Source organism: Streptomyces sp. ICC1, from assembly GCF_003287935.1.
Classification (GTDB): Bacteria; Actinomycetota; Actinomycetes; order Streptomycetales; family Streptomycetaceae; genus Streptomyces; species Streptomyces tritrimontium.
Genome location: NZ_CP030287.1, coordinates 6,603,480 through 6,620,448 on the forward strand (window position 1 = coordinate 6,603,480; position 16,969 = coordinate 6,620,448).

General features: G+C 71.4%; 15 protein-coding genes. 9 read left to right on the forward strand and 6 right to left on the reverse strand.

The genetic code is table 11. From position 1 onward, the window contains the following. Window positions 1–3: 3 nt before the first annotated feature. Window positions 4–1,728 carry an acyl-CoA dehydrogenase family protein gene (locus DRB96_RS30970; RefSeq protein ID WP_112453906.1) on the reverse strand — a complete coding sequence of 575 codons (1,725 nt, stop codon included), beginning with the start codon at window positions 1,726–1,728 and terminating at the stop codon, window positions 4–6. A gap of 255 nt (window positions 1,729–1,983) precedes the next feature. Between DRB96_RS30970 and DRB96_RS30975 the strand changes: the two genes are divergently transcribed. From DRB96_RS30975 to DRB96_RS30990, 4 genes are read left to right on the forward strand one after another with little or no spacing between them, the layout of a single operon-like run. Then, window positions 1,984–2,577 carry a hypothetical protein gene (locus tag DRB96_RS30975; protein ID WP_112451437.1) on the forward strand — a complete coding sequence of 198 codons (594 nt, stop codon included), beginning with the start codon at window positions 1,984–1,986 and terminating at the stop codon, window positions 2,575–2,577. A 10-nt stretch (window positions 2,578–2,587) separates the two neighbouring features. Further along, window positions 2,588–3,370 carry a hypothetical protein gene (locus tag DRB96_RS30980; RefSeq protein WP_239516575.1) on the forward strand — a complete coding sequence of 261 codons (783 nt, stop codon included), beginning with the start codon at window positions 2,588–2,590 and terminating at the stop codon, window positions 3,368–3,370. Beyond that, window positions 3,370–4,023: a hypothetical protein gene (locus tag DRB96_RS30985; RefSeq protein ID WP_239516573.1), complete on the forward strand. Its 654-nt coding sequence runs from the start codon at window positions 3,370–3,372 to the stop codon at window positions 4,021–4,023. Before DRB96_RS30980 ends, DRB96_RS30985 begins: the two co-directional genes overlap by 1 nt. Before the next feature lie 47 nt (window positions 4,024–4,070). Then, on the forward strand, window positions 4,071–4,727 hold the full coding sequence (locus DRB96_RS30990; protein WP_112451438.1) for a hypothetical protein: 657 nt from the start codon (window positions 4,071–4,073) through the stop codon (window positions 4,725–4,727). On the opposite strand, the gene DRB96_RS30995 is transcribed toward DRB96_RS30990, so the two are convergent. The 3 genes from DRB96_RS30995 to DRB96_RS31005 form a co-directional block, all read right to left on the reverse strand. Next, a complete protein-coding gene (locus DRB96_RS30995) occupies window positions 4,666–5,361 on the reverse strand; it encodes a hypothetical protein (protein ID WP_112451439.1) in 696 nt (231 codons plus the stop codon). The two genes, DRB96_RS30990 and DRB96_RS30995, sit on opposite strands and share 62 nt — an antisense overlap. A gap of 21 nt (window positions 5,362–5,382) precedes the next feature. After that, window positions 5,383–6,702, reverse strand: a complete 1,320-nt coding sequence (locus DRB96_RS31000) for a hypothetical protein (protein WP_112451440.1) — start codon at window positions 6,700–6,702, stop codon at window positions 5,383–5,385. Between the two features lie 314 nt (window positions 6,703–7,016). Further along, on the reverse strand, window positions 7,017–7,316 hold the full coding sequence (locus DRB96_RS31005; protein ID WP_112451441.1) for a WXG100 family type VII secretion target: 300 nt from the start codon (window positions 7,314–7,316) through the stop codon (window positions 7,017–7,019). Between the two features lie 264 nt (window positions 7,317–7,580). Between DRB96_RS31005 and DRB96_RS31010 the strand changes: the two genes are divergently transcribed. Further along, the gene (locus DRB96_RS31010) at window positions 7,581–12,257 is read left to right on the forward strand and encodes an FtsK/SpoIIIE domain-containing protein (RefSeq protein ID WP_112451442.1); all 4,677 of its coding nucleotides are present in this window, start codon (window positions 7,581–7,583) and stop codon (window positions 12,255–12,257) included. Between the two features lie 166 nt (window positions 12,258–12,423). Here the strand turns inward: DRB96_RS31010 and DRB96_RS31015 are convergent, their stop codons facing one another. Further along, entirely contained in the window at window positions 12,424–13,287 is an 864-nt protein-coding gene (locus DRB96_RS31015; protein WP_112451443.1) for a menaquinone biosynthesis protein, read from the reverse strand. A 237-nt stretch (window positions 13,288–13,524) separates the two neighbouring features. Here DRB96_RS31015 and DRB96_RS31020 point away from each other — a divergent pair, with 237 nt between their 5' ends. Further along, complete coding sequence (locus tag DRB96_RS31020) at window positions 13,525–13,728, forward strand: cold-shock protein (RefSeq protein ID WP_112451444.1); 204 nt, start codon at window positions 13,525–13,527, stop codon at window positions 13,726–13,728. Window positions 13,729–13,963: 235 nt separating this feature from the next. Here the strand turns inward: DRB96_RS31020 and DRB96_RS31025 are convergent, their stop codons facing one another. Further along, on the reverse strand, window positions 13,964–14,608 hold the full coding sequence (locus DRB96_RS31025) for a hypothetical protein (protein ID WP_112451445.1): 645 nt from the start codon (window positions 14,606–14,608) through the stop codon (window positions 13,964–13,966). 131 nt (window positions 14,609–14,739) lie between these two features. On the opposite strand from DRB96_RS31025, the gene DRB96_RS31030 reads away from it, so the two are divergent. The 3 genes from DRB96_RS31030 to DRB96_RS31040 all read left to right on the forward strand — a co-directional run bounded on the left by DRB96_RS31030 (window position 14,740) and on the right by DRB96_RS31040 (window position 16,882). Continuing rightward, window positions 14,740–15,525 (forward strand): hypothetical protein, encoded by a 786-nt coding sequence (locus DRB96_RS31030; RefSeq protein ID WP_162688786.1) that lies wholly within the window; start codon window positions 14,740–14,742, stop codon window positions 15,523–15,525. Window positions 15,526–15,658: 133 nt separating this feature from the next. Beyond that, the gene (locus DRB96_RS31035; RefSeq protein ID WP_112451447.1) at window positions 15,659–16,162 is read left to right on the forward strand and encodes a VOC family protein; all 504 of its coding nucleotides are present in this window, start codon (window positions 15,659–15,661) and stop codon (window positions 16,160–16,162) included. A gap of 126 nt (window positions 16,163–16,288) precedes the next feature. Continuing rightward, the gene (locus tag DRB96_RS31040) at window positions 16,289–16,882 is read left to right on the forward strand and encodes a DM13 domain-containing protein (RefSeq protein WP_239516887.1); all 594 of its coding nucleotides are present in this window, start codon (window positions 16,289–16,291) and stop codon (window positions 16,880–16,882) included. Window positions 16,883–16,969 lie beyond the last annotated feature (87 nt).

The window sequence follows — 16,969 nt, forward strand, 5'->3', positions numbered from 1 at the left end:
GCGTCAGAGCGCCATCTCGTACGCCCCGGCCAGGGCCTCCACCCGGGCCCAGACCCGCGCCGTGCGGTCGGCGTCGACGGCCGGCCGGCGGACCGCGCCCAGCGCCCAGCCCTGCTGGTCGGCGGTGGCGGACTCCTTGCCGTACAGCTCGACCGCGTGCGCGGAGAAATCGCGTACGAGGACGCCGAACAGCTCGTCCAGCACGTCCTCGTCCAAGCCTGTCAGCTTGGCCTGCTCCAGGACCAGCTGGCCGTGCACGACCAGTGCGAACAGCTGGCCGACCGAGAGGAGGAGGTCGAGGTCGCGGCTCTGCGCCTCGTCCGGGGCGGCCCTGGTGACGAACTCGCACAGGGCGTCGGCCTGTTCGCGGAACCGGGCGACATTGGGCAGGGCGGCGTACGCCTCGTAGGCGGGGCGCCAGTCGTGGAAGCGTACGGATCCCAGGCCGCGGGCCGGTCCCTGGCGGAAGAGGAAGGCGTCGTCGGCCGCGTCGAGGCGGGTCGGCACGGGTGCGTAGTCGGCCGGTTCCAGCAGGTGGTTGCGCATGAACTTGAGGATCAGCGCGAGGTTGACGTGGACCGTGCCCTCCAGCTTCGGCAGGCTGCGGATCTCGACGGCCGCCTGGGCGAAGTAGGTGTCCTTCTCGAAGCCCTTGGCCGCGATGACGTCCCACATCAGGTCGATGACCTTCTCGCCCTCCGTGGTCACCTTCATCTTGGTCATCGGGTTGAACAGCAGGTAGCGGCGGTCGTCCGGGCCGGCGGAGCGGAAGTAGTCGACGGCGCGGTCGCTGAACAGCTTCATCCCGACGAGGCGGACGTACGCGTCGGTCAGCTCCCGGCGCACGTGCGGGAAGGCGGTGACGGGGCGGCCGTAGAGGATCCGGCCCTGCGCGTGGGTGACGGCCTCGTACATCGCGTGCTCGCAGATGCCGATCGAGGCGGTGCAGAGATTGAACTTGCCGACGTTGACGGTGTTGAGGGCGGCGTCGAAGGCGGCGCGGCCGGTGTGCAGGACGTCGGCGGCGGCGACCGGGTAGTCCTCCAGGCGGAACTCGCTGACGTACTTGGAGGAGTCGACGACGTTCTTCACGAGGTGGTAGGCGGGGTGGCGGCTGTCCGCGGCGAAGAAGACGTAGCCGTCGGGGCCCTCGACGTCGGTGCGGCGGCCGAAGACGGAGACCAGTCCGGCGGCGTTGCCGTTGCCGATGTAGTACTTCGACCCGGTGGCGCGGAAGCCGTCGTCGCCCTCGGGGGTCAGCAGCATGTCGGTGGAGTAGATGTCCGCGCCGTGGGTCTTCTCCGACAGGCCGAACGCGAACACCTCGCCCTCGGCGAGGAGCTGCGCGGCACGGTCGCGGGCGGCGGCGTTGCCGCTCTGCCAGACCGGGCCGAGACCGAGGATGGTCACCTGCCACGCGTACCAGTAGTCGAGTCCGTAGAAGCCGAGGATCTCGTTCAGGGCGGCGATGCGCGCGGTGTCCCAGCGCTTGTCGGCCCCGTCCTGGCCGGCGGCGGGTTCCGGGGTCAGGAAGGTCGCGAAGAGCCCCTCCTTCGCGGAGAACGCGAGGAAGTCCGCGAGCCAGGCGCGCGTGCGGTAGTCCTCGATCAGCCGGCGCTTGCCGCGGGCCTCGAACCAGTCGACGGTGGCGCGCAGCAGCCTGCGGGTCTCGGGGTCGAAGTGCGCCGGGTCGTAGGTGCGCGGGTTGAACAGCAGCGGGTCGCTCATGGTCATTCGCCTTCCGGACGATGCGGGGTGCGGGGTGCGAGGTCATCCGGCGACACCCAAAAGCTACAGAGGGTAGATCGTCGGCAGCGTCAGATGTTGATAAGAGACAGCCCCACGACGCCGACCTCGACACCGGGCCCCCGGCCCTCCGCCGCCCCGTTCCACGCGGCGCTGGCCGCCTGATCCCGGGGCCCCGCAGCAGTCTCCGGAACCGCACCTCGCCCGTACGACCGAGTAAGGACCCAGGATCCGCACATGGCCGATGAAGCCACTGAAGACGACCTCAAGGACGGCGAGTTCATGGGCCGCAGGGCCCCCACGGACCCGGAGTACATCCCGAGGCAGCTGATCCCCGGCCATGTCCTGGCTTCCGTACCGGAAGTGCGGCAGGCGGCCGAGGAGTCGGGGCGCGCCCTGCAGATCGACTTCCTGGACGACGCGGCCGTCCTCAGGATGCTCCGGCTCCGGTACTGGGACGAGATGAAGATGGGCCGCTCGGGGTGCGGCACGGCCTTCCTCATCCTCCCGGTGCCCCTGGTGCTGTTCGGCTACTGGGGCGGCTACGCCCAGTACTGGGAGTCCGCGAGCCGGCTGAACGCCTACTACGGCGTGTGGGCGCTCTCCGTCGTCGTATCGCTGCTGGTGCTCGCCCGCCGGGCCCGCCGCCAGTGGGGCGACCGGCCCCGGCAGAAGATCCGGGCGCGCGCCAAGGAGTACCGGCGCCTCGCCCACCTGGCCCGGGACCGGGGGGCCGACGTGCCGGACTTCTACCCGTACTACGGCCCGTACCCCTTCGCCGCGAACTTCCATCCGGACGCCGAGGAAATCGAACTCCCCCACGAGAAGTAGGGACGACGCAGTGAGCAGCATCACGAACACCGGCGCCGAGACCCCGTCCGCGTCCCCGTCCGCGTCCCCGTCCGCGTCGGCGTCCGCGTCGGCGTCCGCCGAGGCCGTGCCCGCGGCCCTCCCCTCCCAGGCCGCCGGGACCTCGCTCCGGGCCGCCGGACCCGACGAGGAGATACACGTCCGCTGGGTGATGCCGGAAGGATTCTTCGAGCTGCCCTTCGAGGCGGAGGACATCGACGACCTGGCCGAGAAGCTCGTGGAGCTCGGGCAGGCGGTCCTTCCCCACGCGGACTACGAGATCCAGGTGCACTGGGCCGCCATGATGGCCGCCGGCTACGACGACTTCGCGGAGGCCGGGGTCCAGTACGCCGGCTTCGTCATGACCGAGGTCGAAGAGGCCCGCTGCACCTCCACGGTCACCGTGTCCCTCATGGAGCTGGACGCGGGCGGCGCGAGCACGGGTGACAGTACGGTGCCGGAGCTCGCCCGCGCGCTCCGCGCCCTCGACAACGGGACGGTGGAGGAGATATCCCTCCCCTGCGGCCCCGCCGTCTCCGTCGTGGGGACGCGCAAGGCGATGGTGGACGGCGCGCTCACGGAGTCCGGGGCCCCCGAGCCGGTGTTCACCTCGTTCCTCCAGGTGCAGGTGCCCCTGACGAACGGCCTGGTGGTGGTCCTGGAGATGGGCACCCCGACCCCGGAGGGCTGGGACGTCTTCTCCTCCATGTTCGCGGGCGTGGTGAAGAGCCTGCGCTTCTTCGACTCGGACTCCACCCTCCTCGTGATGCCCTGATGAGCCTGTCGCAGCAGCCGGACGCTCAGGCACGGGACACCGAGGCGCCGGACACCCCGGCACCGGACAGGCAGGCGCCAGCCCCCCAGGCGCCGCCCGACGACTACCGCCTCCTCGTCCCCCGCGACTGGTTCCGCGTCGACCTGACCCACGAGCGGTGGCGCCCGCAGCTCAAGCTGTACGTCGACCGGCACACCGCCGGGAAGAACCCCTCGGCCGAGCTCCGCCAGGCCGTCTGGGTCAGCCTGCGCAACACCGCCGAGGCCGGGCTCGCGGACGGGGCCCTGGAGTTCTACCTCCGCTCCGAGGTGGATCCCGGGTCCGCCGAAGGGCAGGCGGGCCCGCCCGCCTCGCTGCTCGTCTCGCTGCTGCACACGCCGCCCGGCGCCTGCCCGGACCCGGCGGACCTCGCGATGACGCTGGCCGCGCGGGAGCCCCGTACGGAGGACGGCGGGGGGCGGGAGGCGTACGTCGTCCCCCTGCCCGCGGGCGAGGCGGTCCGGGCCGCGTCCGCCACGGCGCTGGACTACCACGTCGTCATGCCGGGCGGGGTCGGCTACCTGATGCTCGCCTTCGCCCTGCCGCTCAGCGGCACCGAGGGCCCGCTGGGCGGCCTCTGTGACGCCATCGCCCACTCACTGCGGTGGGTGTGACGGCGATGACGTTCCCGCGGCGGGGGCCCGCCCCCGAGGAACCGCCGGTGGTGCCCGTCGCGTGGGAGCGCGTACGGGACTTCGTGGTCGGCAACACCGAGCGGCCGGTCACCGCCAAGCGGCGCGAGGCCTCCTTCGGGCCGCTGGCCGTACGGGTCCCCAAGAACGGCAAGGACCTCCGGGTCTTCGCCCCCTGCGCGTACGTGGCCCACACGGGCCCGGACGGCGCGGACTACGCCCTGTACGCGGACCCGGAGCACACCCGCCGGCTCTGCGTCATCGACCGCCCGGGCACCGAGGCCGCCTCCGGCGAGCGGCACCACGAGGTCCGCGACGAGCGGGGCCGCCTGCTCGGCACGCTGCGCCGGATCCCGCCGCGCAGCCGCCCGTTCAAGCACACCTGGCGCATCGACCAGCCGGGCCACCCCACCGTCGTGGGCCGCAACGAGTGGGCGAGCGGCGACGCGAGGGCCTTCACCCTCCGCATGGTCGACAAGGGCTTCACGGCCGCCCTGAACGCGGTCACGAGCCTGGGCGCGGAGGGCGGCGACACCCGCGGCCGCCCGCGCACGCTGGAGTGGCACACGGCCGATTCCGGGGGCAGGGTCGTCATGATCTCGGAGGCCGGCGACCGCGTCACGGTCAAGTCCGACTGGCTGGACCGCCGTCTTGCTTTCGCTTTCGCCCTCGTAGGAGACCACTGAGACTGAACCGGGGCTCGGGCTCGGGCAGGTTCTCGAGATCCGGTTCTTCGAACTCGAAGTCGTCGGCAAGCGCCTGCACTCCTTGCACGAAGGCGTCGATCTCGGGCTCGGCGACGGCGAGTCTGCCGAGTTCGTTGGACGCCACGATTACCTGCAAATCGAGCCCGTGCTCCTCGTTGCGGAGGTTGTACCAGAGGTGCATCGCCATGTTGCCTTGCTCTGATTCCGCGTAGCCCCGCAGGCGGATTCCCTCGCCGAATCCCTCAGTGGAGAACGGTGCGATTTCGGGCGAATGGTCAAACTCTTTGGCGCTGCTCCACTCCCGAAGCGTGGAGTCACGGTCCCCCTTCGAAGCCCCGTACCAGACACGGGCCACCAGCGGAAAATCTTCCGGATCTTCGAAGTACAGGTAGTTCTCCAGCGGATCGTCGTCGACACCCTGTCGGTACGTCGTCAGCAGCCGAGCCAGCCGCGCGGTCGCCTCCTGGTCCTCCGGCATCCTGCGAAAGTGACGAAGACAGATGGCTTCAGATTCCGCCCACCGCTGTTCGTCGCTCCATGGCGTCTCGTCCCACGACCCCTTGGGTAGGTGCACCCAGCAGTCGTCGTCGTAACTGACGAAAACCCAGCCCATCGATTCCGCCTTCCTGTCGTTCTACTGCATCGCGTCGGACATACCCGTACCCCAGAGAATGCCGTCCTTAAAATCTCCGTAGGGCTCCACCCTCGGCTTGCCCTCCCAGATATCGCTCGGCGCGATCGCTTTGTCCGTCCAGTCGACGACCGTCCCGGCTGCGAACGCGTTGAAACCCAGGGAGCTGTTGCGCGCCACCGACTTCGCGGCAATGTCCGTGGCCTGGTCGCCTCCCCGCTTCGTTGCCTCATGGATAGCGAAGTTCTTCGCATGGGCTGCGGCGGGGTCGCCGCCCGCCTTGAAGGTCTGTCCCATCGTGGATGTCGGTGCATCCATCGCAACGCCCGGAGCCTTGACGGACTTCTTGAGCTTGTCCTGTCTCTTCTGGATCGCCTCCCGCGCCGCCTTCGTCGGGGCAGCACGTTTCTCAGCCTCCAGCGCCCGCATCCTCCGCGTATAGTCCGCCGACTGCCTCGCCGCCTTCGTCTGGCTCCGACCCGCGTCGACCGAGGCTTTCCTCGACGCGGCGACGCCCTTCTGGATCCCCTTCGCCGCCACCCGCCCCGCCCCGAAGGTCACCAGACCCACGCAGTCGTAGGCGACGTCGCCCCAGCCGCCATTGCCCGTCGCAGCCATGGCCACGTGGGCACCGGCAGTCACGAGCATGATCACCGTGCCGGCGGTCGCGGCGATCGAAGCCAGCTGGCCAAGGGCGGCGATGGCCGCCAGCGCCCCGATGCCCGGGAGGGCGACCACCATGATGATCAGCGCGACGATGGCGAGGATCGTGGCGATCCAGCCCAAGACTTCCAGCAGGATCTTGATGGCCTTGAGGTTGCGCTCGATCCAGTTGGCGCGGTTGCTCCACCAGCCGTCCTCGACCGCGTCGTCAACGATGTCGCGGATCTTGTCCGCGATGCGCTTCGAGTCCCTGCGGTAGCCCTCCACCGCCAAGCCGTTGCGCTTCCGCGCGCCCTCCAGCTTGGTGCGCGCGCCCTCCAGCTCCGTCTTCTTCGACGGCTCCAGGTCCTTCTCCGCCGTCTTCGCGGCCGCCGAGTCCGGGTCCTCGTTCCCGACCAAGGACCGGAAGCTGTCCTGGGCCTCCTTCGCCGACGTCAGCGCCGCCGCGGTCTCGCTCTGCGCGTGCTCCAGGCAGCCCGCCCACTCGCCCAACTTGGCGGAAACCTTCTCGTACCGGCCCGCCGACTTCTCCAGCTTGCCCTTCAGCTTGCCGGAGCCCTTCTTCAGCTCCTCGACGTACTTGCCCTTGAGCTCGTCCGTCCCCGATATGGCCTTCAGTCGGGTGATCTGCGCCCGGATCTGCTCACCCGTGGTCGCCATGTTCTTCGCGCCGGCCCGTACTCCGTCGGGATTGCCCGGCGTGGGATCGGACCCGGCTAACGGTCGCCAGTCCGCAGGTCGTCCAACGCCCATCCCCTGCCCACCCCTGCCACGTCGTCCCGGTCCCGCCCGGGCACGTCAGCGGCCCGGGCCCTGACAACGAGCCAACCAGCCTCGAAACTCCACGGTGTCAACCTTCGGCTCGATGTCGCCCCCCCAACGCAGCGGGGGCGGTGAGGGCCCAGTCGGCCCCACCGCCCCCTCGGGCAACGCAACTCGGGCAGCGCGACGGCGCGCCCGGAGTTCGACTCGGACTAGCGCTTCGCGGCCTTGCCCAGTTCGTCGTCGATCTGCTCGAACTTGTCCGCGGCCATGGTCAGGTAGTCGCCCATGCCGTCGAGGCCGTCGATGGTGTCCTTGGCGCCGCTCACGAACTCCTGGAAGTTCTCGTTGAACGCCTTCGAGGAGCTCTTGGTGACGTAGCCCGTGTCGACCAGGTTCTGGATGTACTTCTTCATGCCCATCAGGGCCTCGTTGATCTTCTCCTTCTCCTTGACGACGTGCTTGGCAGCACTCCGCATGTCCTCATATGTGACATCAAGGTCCTTCGCCATCAAACTCTCCCCATGGTTGGCGATTTGAACGGTGATCCGCTCACACGACTATGACGCCGAGCCTAGAGCGGCGGATGCAGATGCACAGCACCGGATTCCAAGAAGTGATCCGGTCCACCCCAACTCCCCGTTGCCCGTCCCTCCCGACCGGCGGCTAAAGTCCAGGGACCGCCTCGGTGTCCACAGTTGGCTGCCGCACATCCGGCAGCGGCATGCCGTGGGTGTAGGCGTAGGTGTTGGCGTAGGTGTAGGGGGAGAGCGTTCGTGCGTCTGACTCTGACTGTGGTCGATCCGTTCGGCGGGGTCTCGACCGATGTGGTCCTCGACGCCGACGAAGCCTCGACGGTGGGCGACGTCGCGCACGAGCTCACCCGCCAGGTCCAGGCCCGGGCCGCGGCCGCCTACGCCTCCGGATCCGGAGGCGGATCCCCGGACGGCGGCAGCGGCAGCGGCAGCAGCGGCGGGCAGGTCATTCCCATCGGAGCGCAGCGCCGGCCCGGCCAGGGTTACGCCCCCGCCGCCCCCCTCGTCTACGTCGACGGCAGCGCCGTCGACCCCGCCCTGGCGCTCTCCGCCTCCCCGCTGCGCGAGGGTGTCGTCGTCAGCCTCGGCGACCCCGCCGGATGCTGGCCCGGCGAGCCCGGCGGGCTCGTCGAGCTGCGCGTCGTCGGCGGCCCCGGCGCCGGCACCGTGCACCGGCTCGGTGTCGGGCGGTACGACATCGGCCGCGGCGCGGCCGCCGCGCTGCGCGTGGAGCGGGACCCGGAGCTGGCGGAGCGGGCGCTGACGCTGTCGGTGGCCATGGACGGGTCCTGCAAGGTGACCGTGCACGGCAAGGCCGCCGTCACCCTGGACGGGGCGGAGCCGGAGGACGAGGCCTGGCCGCTGGGCGTGCAGCTCGCCATCGGCAACAGCCTGCTGGAGCTGACCCGCTACACGCCGCCGGACGCCGCGCTGAAGTGGTCCGAGGACGGGGCCGCCTTCGACTACAACCGACCGCCGCGCCTGCGCCCGCCGGAGCGTACGACCAACTTCGCGCTCGCCTCGCGGCCGCGCGAGAACGAGGCCCGCCCGCTGCCCTGGCTGATGGCGGTCTTCCCGCTGGTGACGGCCGTCGTGATGGTGCTCGTCATGGGCCGCTGGTACTACATGATCATGGCCGTGCTGAGCCCGATCATCATCGTGGCCAACCACTTCATGGACAAGAAGCACGGCCGCAAATCGCACGCCAAGCTCCTGGAGGAGTGGGAGGAGCACAAGGCCCGCATCGAGAAGGACGCGCAGGAGGCCCTGGTCGCCGAGCGCACCGACCGGCGCCGCGCGATCCCCGACCCGGCCACCGTGCTGAACCTGGCGACCGGCCCCCGCACCCGGCTGTGGGAGCGCCGCCGCACCGACCCCGACCACCTGCTCATCCGGGTCGGCACCGGCCGGCTGCCCTCCGTCGTGGTCCTCGACGACCCGCAGCGCGACGAGCACCGCCGCAAGGTCACCTGGGACATCGAGGACGCCCCGGTCGCGCTGCCGCTGGCCACGCTCGGCGTGATCGGCATGGCCGGGCCGGGCGACTCCCCGCAGGCGCTCGGCCGTTGGGCGGTGGCCCAGGCCGCGACCCTGCACGGGCCCATGGACGTACAGGTCTACGTACTGACCGACGCCACCGCCGAGAAGGGCTGGGACTGGCTGCGCTGGCTCCCGCACACCCGCCCGTCCGGCGGGCAGGACGCCAACGTGCTGGTCGGGACCGACGCGGAGACCGTCGGCGCCCGGATCGGCGAGCTCACCCGGATCCTGGAGGCGCGCGTCGCGGCGGCCAAGGCGAACAGCGGCCGCGCCGCGTCCTTCGGCGATCCCGACGTGGTCGTCGTCTGGGACGGGTCGCGCCGGCTCCGTTCCATGCCGGGCGTGGTCCGGCTGCTGGCCGAGGGGCCCGGCGTACGGATGTACTCGATCTGCCTGGACTCCGAGGAAAGGTTCCTGCCCGGCGAGTGCCAGGCCGTGGCCATCGCCGAGCCCCTCGGCGCCGACGAGGACCCGCAGGGCTCCGCCCGCGAAGCCGGCGCAGCCGGCGCGGGCACCCCCGGCTCCCCGGGCACCCCCGGCGCCAAACCGCAGGGCGCCTTCCCCGCCTCCGGCGGCTTCCCCTCCTTCAGCGCCTGGCACCACACCCAGCCCGGCACGAAGGAGGCCGACGAGCCCCGCCTGCGGCTGCGCGTCGAGCAGGCGGGCGCCGCCCGCGCCCTCAGCGTGCGCCCCGACTTCGTCTCACCGTCCTGGGCCCTGCGCCTGGCCCGCAGCCTCTCGCCGCTGCGCGACGTCAGCGGCGAGACCGAGGACTCCGCCCTGCCCGGCTCCAGCCGGCTGCTGGACGTCCTCCAGCTGGAGCCGCCGACCGGCCCCGCCATCGCCGCCCGCTGGCGCAACAGCGGCCAGTCGACGATGGCCGTCATCGGCGAGTCCTACGACGGCCCCTTCGGCATCGACATCCGCCGCGACGGCCCGCACGGCCTGATCGCCGGAACCACCGGCTCCGGAAAGTCCGAGCTGCTCCAGACCATCGTGGCCGCCCTGGCCGTGGCCAACACCCCGGAGTCGATGACCTTCGTCCTCGTCGACTACAAGGGCGGCTCCGCCTTCAAGGACTGCGTCAAGCTCCCGCACACCGTCGGCATGGTGACCGACCTCGACGCCCACCTCGTCGAACGGGCCCTGGAATCCCTCGGCGCCGAGCTCAAGCGGCGCGAGCACATCCTCGCCGACGCCGACGCCAAGGACATCGAGGACTACCAGGACCTCGTGCGCCGCAACCCCGCGCACAAGCCCGTCCCCCGGCTCCTCATCGTCATCGACGAGTTCGCCTCCATGGTCCGCGACCTCCCCGACTTCGTCACCGGCCTCGTCAACATCGCCCAGCGCGGCCGCTCGCTGGGCATCCACCTGCTGCTCGCCACCCAGCGCCCCAGCGGCGTCGTCTCCCCCGAGATCCGGGCCAACACCAACCTCCGGATCGCGCTGCGCGTCACCGACGGCAGCGAGTCCTCCGACGTCATCGACTCGCCGGAGGCCGGGAACATCTCCAAGAACACCCCCGGCCGCGCCTACGTGCGCCTGGGCGCCTCTTCCCTCGTCCCCTTCCAGTCCGGTCGCGTCGGCGGACGGCGCCCCGGCGTCGCCGACCCGCAGCTCGCCGAGCCGTGGGCGGCCGTCCTGGGCTGGCAGGAGCTCGGCCGCGAGGCCCTCGTCAAACCGAAGAGCGCCGCCCGCGAGGACGAGGAGATCACCGACCTCAAGGTCCTCGTCGACGCCGTCCTCGAAGCCAACACCCAGCTCGCCATCCCCGCCCAGCACAGCCCCTGGCTGCCGCCCCTGGACGAGGCCCTGCTGCTGGACGCCATCCCCGTGCCCCGCGCCGCCGGCGCCCTGCCGCCCGCCCCGTACGGCATCGAGGACCTGCCCGCCGCCCAGGAACGCCGCCCGGTGGCCGTGGACTTCGCCGGCTTCGGCCACCTGCTGATCGCCGGATCCCCGCGCAGCGGCCGCTCCCAGGTGCTGCGCACCATCGCGGGCTCACTGGCCCGTACGCACTCCGTCGCCGACGTCCACCTGTACGGGATCGACTGCGGCAACGGCGCCCTGAACGCCCTGACCGCCCTCCCCCACTGCGGGGCCGTCATCGGCCGGGCCCAGACCGAGCGGGCCGTGCGCCTGATCAGCCGCCTCCAGGGCGAGCTCACCCGCCGCCAGGAGCTGCTCGCGGAGAAGGGCATCGCCGACATCGGCGAGCAGCGCGCCTCCGCCGCCGAGGAGGACCGGCTGCCGCACATCGTCGTCCTGCTCGACCGCTGGGAGGGCTGGCTGACCTCGCTCGGCGAGGTGGACCACGGCGATCTGACCGACCAGCTCACCATCGTCATGCGCGAGGGCGCCAGCGTCGGCATCCACCTCGTCATCACCGGTGACCGCCAGCTCGTCAACGGCCGGCTGAGCTCGCTCACCGAGGACAAGTTCGGCCTGCGCCTCGCGGACCGCTCGGACTTCTCGCTGCTGGGCATCCCCACGAAGAAGGTGCCCGACTCGATGGTGCCGGGCCGGGCGTTCCGCGCCGACACCGCCACCTCCGTCCAGTTCGCCCTGCTCGCCGAGGACTCCACCGGCCAGGGCCAGGCCGCCGCGCTCGGCGCGATCGGCGAGGGCGCCCGCGTACGGGATGCCGAGCTGGCGCGGACCCGCCGGCCGTTCCGGGTCGACGTGCTCCCGAGCCGGATCTCCTTCGCGGACGCCTGGGAGATGCGCGACACCGAGGCCGCCGCGTCCCCGTTCTGGGCCCTGGTGGGCATCGGCGGCGACGACCTGACGGGCATGGGCCCCGACCTGGCGGACGGGGTGCCCGCGTTCGTGATCGCCGGCCCGGCGAAGTCGGGCCGCAGCACGGTCCTGATGAACCTGGCCCGCACCTATCTCGCGCGGGGCATCCGGCTGGTGATCGCCGCCCCGCGCACCTCGCCGCTGCGTGCCCTGGAGGGGACGGAGGGGGTGCTGAAGGTGTTCACCGGCACCGAGTTCGAGAGCGAGGACCTGGAGGAGTTCACGGACACGGCGACGCCCGAACAGCCCGTGGCCGTCCTCGTCGACGACGCCGAGATGCTGCGCGACGTCGACGCGGGACCGGCCTTCAAGCGCATCGTCCAGCGCGGTGTGGACAACGGCCAGGCGCTGGTCCTCGCGGGCGACGAGGAGGACGTGTGCAGCGGCTTCAGCGGCTGGCAGGTCGAGGCGAAGAAGGCCCGGCGCGGAGTGCTGCTGTCGCCGCAGGAGTCCTCCAGCGGCGAGCTGATCGGCCTGCGCATCAGCCGCAGCATGGTCGGCGGCCCGGTGACCCCGGGCAAGGGCATGCTGCACCTCGGGGACGGCGAGGTCCGCTCGGTGGTCGTCCCGCAGTAGCGGGAGCGGTACGCCTCGGACCGCGCCCCGCGCGCACGCCCGCATTCCCCGCCGGGGGCGCCCCGGGCGCACCGCGGCGGACGGGAACGTGAAAGGAGAACGCATTCCCGGTAAACGGACGCATTCGCCTTTCCGCACCGCGGAAAGGCGAGAGCCATAAGACGCGCTAATACCCCGGGACGGTCGCCGCCAGAAGCTCTACGGTCACATCCGGCGCATAGCCCGTCGTCGGTCCCGTCCGCCGCGCGAATTCGCGTACGCCGGCCAGCTGGTCGGGTCCGAAGCGGAAGTCGAGCGTCGTGAAGTAGCGCTCCAGCAGTTCCGCGTCGAAGGCCTCCCAGCGGGCCGCCTGCTCGGCGACCTTGGTGACTTCCTCCAAGGACACGTCACGGGAGGCGAGGAAGGCCTCGTGGACCTTGCGGACGACGACCGGCTCGCGCTCCAGGTAGTCCTTGCGGGCGGCCCAGACGGCGAAGACGAACGGCAGTCCGGTCCACTCCTTCCACATCAGCCCGAGGTCGTGGACGGCGAGCCCGAGCCGGGGCGCGTCGTGCAGGGAGGCGCGCAGCGCGGCGTCGCCGATCAGCACCGCCGCGTCGGCCTCCTGCATCATCAGCCCCAGGTCGGGCGGGCAGGTGTAGTAGTCGGGCCGTACTCCGTACTGCTCCGCGAGCAGCAGTTGGGCGAGGCGTACGGACGTGCGGGAGGTCGAGCCGAGGGCGACGCGGGCGCCGTCCAGCTGGTCCAGGGGCACCTGCGAGACGATCACGCAGGACATGACGGGGCCGTCGCAGCCGACCGCGAGGTCGGGGAAGGCGACGAGCTCGTCGGCGTTGCGGAGGAACTCGACGAGGGTGATCGGCCCGATGTCCAGGCTGCCCCGGACGAGGCTGGCGCTGAGGTTCTCGGGGGTGTCCTTGGTCAGCTCCAGGTCCAGCAGAGTGCCGGTTCTGGCCAGCCCCCAGTAGAGAGGCAAGCAGTTCAGGAACTGAATGTGGCCGACACGGGGCCGGCTGCGATAGACGTCCACATCGCGAGACTAGCCCCCACGTCGGCGTCAGCCGTCTGGCGGGTCTCAAACGTCCGAGTGACGTGATCTTTCCCTCTGGTCTCGGCCGCAGGGTGCGTGCTAGGCTCGACGCAAGTTGCAGTTTGGTTTCCCTTGCAGTACGAGGCCTGCGGAGAATGTGACCCGCAGGCTTTTGTAGTTTTCAGACTTCTTAGCAGGTTCTGGAGCAGGGCGACCCTTTGGCCCATAGGAGGGCTCATGGCTACCGGAACCGTCAAGTGGTTCAACGCTGAAAAGGGCTTCGGCTTCATCGCCCAGGACGGCGGCGGCCCGGATGTCTTCGTCCACTACTCCGCGATCAACGCCGCTGGCTTCCGCTCCCTTGAGGAGAACCAGCTGGTGAACTTCGACGTCACCCAGGGTCCGAAGGGCCCGCAGGCGGAGAACGTCACCCCGGCCTAGTCGCCTGGGCCAACCAATCGCGGTTGGATATGCAGTACCCAAGGAGCCCTGTCTTCTCCGTGCGAGCGGAGTCGACGGGGCTCCTGCCTTTGCCCTGGCCGGGTCGTCTGACGGGGCTACGGCAGCGCCCCCCGGCACCACCGTTCGCACGGTGGTGCCGGGGGGCGCTTTGCCGTAGGCGGGGCCGGAGCCGGGGGCCCGGACGCGAGCCCGAGGCCCTTCGGGCCCGGGGCGGTCAGGCCTTCGGGGCCTCCGTGACGGTGATCTCCAGGAAGAGTTCGACCTTCTCCGAGATGCGGACGCGCAGGGTGTACTTGCCCGCGGCCACGCCCGTCGTCGCGAGGTCCGGCAGGGCGATCTTGCCGTCCGCCGCCGTCGCCGGCAGCTCCAGCTCGGTCAGCTTCCTGCCTTCCTTGTCCAGGAAGTACGGCGTCGCACCCGCCGCCGCCGGGTCCGCGGGGACCCACTTCCCGTCCGCGTCCTTCGTCCCGACACCGGCCGTGGCCTTCGCCCCGGCCGCCGGCTTGGCCTTCGCCGTCGCCAGGAACTCGATGCCCTTGACCGGGGTCCCGGTCACCGTGACGACCGCCTTGCCCGCGTCCGCGTCGCTGCGGACCAGCAGGTCCACCACGGCCGGGGTGACCGTGCCCGCGAACTTCACGGTGACCTCGCGCTGGGCGTCGTAGCCGGTCGCCCGCAGGACGAACCCGCCCGCCTTGCCGCCCGCCTTCAGCGCGGGGACCGTCACCAGGCCTTCGGCGTCGGTGTGCAGGACCGCGAAGTTCTTGCCGTCGGCCACGAAGAGGGTCCCGCCGGTGGTGTCCTCGTCGACCGACAGCACGATGATCTGGTCGGTGGCGGGCTTGCCGTCGCTGCGCACCGCCTTGACCTTCGGCGCCTGCGCGAAGACGGTCCCCGCCTCGGCCGTGAGCCCGGTGTCGCCGACCGCCTGCAGCTTGTCCAGGTGCGGGGTCGGAGTCGGGGTCGGCGTGGGCGTGGGCAGGCGGGGGCATGGGCAGGTCTCTGGGGGTGGCGGCAGCCGTCGTGGCGGCGGCCGCGGCACTGGTCTTCGCCTACGTGGCGGGGGCACCGCCCGCGGTGGTGTTCGCCGTCGGGGCGGGCGCGCTGAGCCTCCTGTGGCTGCTGCTCCTGCTCACGCTGCCCTGGAACCTGTACTTCCGCGCGCACGCGGTGCTCGCCGAGATCGCGGTGAGCCGTGAGAAGGGCATGGAGGTCTCCCCGGCCCGGGACGCCGAGGCCGCGCGCATCGCGCGCACGATGCTCCGGGTGGCGGTCGCGGGCCACGTCCTGACGGTGGCGGTCGTCCTCGCGGTCACGTGGGCGACGGGCGAGTTCACGGGCTACTGGTTCGCCGCGTTCTTCCTGCTGAGCACCTTCTTCCGGCCGGCCGGCGCGTACTTCGGCCAGCTCCGGCGGCGCCTGGGCAGCCTCCTGAAGGACGTCACCCACCCGCGGGACGACGTCGTCGAACTGCACGCCCGGCTGAACCGCGCCGAGGCCGGGACGCGGGCCCTGGAGGACAAGGCGGAGGAGCAGTACCGGGCCCTCGCCGAGCTGCGCCGCACCGTGGACGCGCTGGCCATGGGCTCGTACGAGCGGACCGAGGAGACGAACCGCAGGATCGCCGCGCTGGGCAGGGAGTTCGAGTCCACGGTGAACCGCCTCACCGACAACCAGGAGATCATCGCGGGCGTGAAGGCGTTCCTGCGCCTGCTGCGGTCCACCGACGCGGGCGTCCCGGCCGACCCGGCCGGCGGCGTCGCGGACCCCCGTTGACCCGCCTCAGCCGTTCGGGGCATCCGGCAGCGGGCTGCCGCGCGGCGTGGGCGGGCGATCCGCGGGTCCGGGACGACAGTGGTCGCAGACGGCGGTCTGCGGTGATCGTCACTGTCCGGAAAGGCGGTGCCCGGTGACCGTCAAGCCCGTTCCCGAGGGATATCCGCGGATCACTCCCTACCTCTGCGTCGACGGAGCCGCGGCGGCGATCGACTTCTACGTCTCCGTGCTGGGCGCGACCGAGCGGATGAGGATGCCCGCGCCCGACGGCAGGATCGGCCACGCCGAGCTGGAGTTGGGCAACTCCGTCATCATGCTCGCGGACGAGTACCCGGACCTCGGGTTCCGCTCGCCGAACACGGTGGGCGGCTCTCCGGTCACCCTGCACGTGTACGTCGAGGACGTGGACGCCGTCTTCGCCAAGGCCCTCGGCCTGGGCGCCACGCAGCTGTCGGCGGTCAAGGACGAGTTCTACGGCGACCGCACCGGGCAGTTCGAGGACCCCTTCGGCCACCGCTGGAACGTCGCGACGCACGTGGAGGACGTTCCGCCGCAGGAGATGGAGAGGCGGGCCGAGGAAGCCGCGCGGTCCCTGGGCTCCGCGCCGGACGCCGCACCGCCCCGGCCCGAGGCGTAAGAACTTCGTCATCAGGGCGGGCATGGCGCCCGGTGCCGCCTCCGCGTTGAATGCGGTGAGCGGACCGGTGGGCGGCCCGCCCGGAAGACGGAGACGCACGTGGCGGACAAGAAGCGGCGGGGCCGGGTGCGGGCCGGGGCACTGATCGCGGCGGTGGCGGCGCTGGGCATCGGCTCGTACTGGTTCCAGCCGTGGAAGCTGTGGCAGGACGAGACCGTCAGGGAGGCCCTGCCGAACGCCTCCCCGCCGAACGCGTCCCTGCCGAACGCGGCCCCGCCGAGCACGGCTCCGACCGGCACGGGCGTGACGCCCCCGGCCTCACGGCCGTCCCCGGCCGCCGGCGGGCCCTCCGACGCACCGGCGGGCCCGCGGACCCTCGCCCTGGGCACCCTGATCAGCCACGAGCACGCCACCACGGGCACGGCGAAGCTGCTCCTCCTCCCCGACGGCTCCCGTACCCTGCGCCTGGAGAACCTCGACACCAGCAACGGTCCCGACCTGCGGGTCTGGCTGACCGATGCCCCGGTCAAGGAGGGCGTGGCGGGCTGGTCGGTCTTCGACGACGGCAAGTACGTGAGCCTGGGCAAGCTCAAGGGCAACAAGGGCGACCAGAACTACGAGGTCCCGGCCGGCGTGGACCTGGCCGACTACAGCAGCGTCACCATCTGGTGCGACCGCTTCGACGTCTCCTTCGGCGCCGCGGCCCTGGGCCCGGCGTGACGCCGCCGGCGGCCCGCCGGGCTCCCGCCCTCCCCGTATGACGGAAGTCTTACGTGCGCGCGTGGGAGACCCCGCGGGGATCGCACG

Excerpts from the sequence above, each read along its gene's own strand:
- DRB96_RS31005 (WP_112451441.1), bottom strand. The coding sequence starts at position 7,316 with ATGGCGAAGGACCTTGATGTCACATATGAGGACATGCGGAGTGCTGCC.
- DRB96_RS31020 (WP_112451444.1), top strand. The coding sequence starts at position 13,525 with ATGGCTACCGGAACCGTCAAGTGGTTCAACGCTGAAAAGGGCTTCGGC.
- DRB96_RS30985 (WP_239516573.1), top strand. The coding sequence starts at position 3,370 with ATGAGCCTGTCGCAGCAGCCGGACGCTCAGGCACGGGACACCGAGGCG.
- DRB96_RS30970 (WP_112453906.1), bottom strand. The coding sequence starts at position 1,728 with ATGAGCGACCCGCTGCTGTTCAACCCGCGCACCTACGACCCGGCGCAC.
- DRB96_RS31000 (WP_112451440.1), bottom strand. The coding sequence starts at position 6,702 with ATGGCGACCACGGGTGAGCAGATCCGGGCGCAGATCACCCGACTGAAG.
- DRB96_RS31030 (WP_162688786.1), top strand. The coding sequence starts at position 14,740 with ATGGGCAGGTCTCTGGGGGTGGCGGCAGCCGTCGTGGCGGCGGCCGCG.
- DRB96_RS30975 (WP_112451437.1), top strand. The coding sequence starts at position 1,984 with ATGGCCGATGAAGCCACTGAAGACGACCTCAAGGACGGCGAGTTCATG.
- DRB96_RS30995 (WP_112451439.1), bottom strand. The coding sequence starts at position 5,361 with ATGGGCTGGGTTTTCGTCAGTTACGACGACGACTGCTGGGTGCACCTA.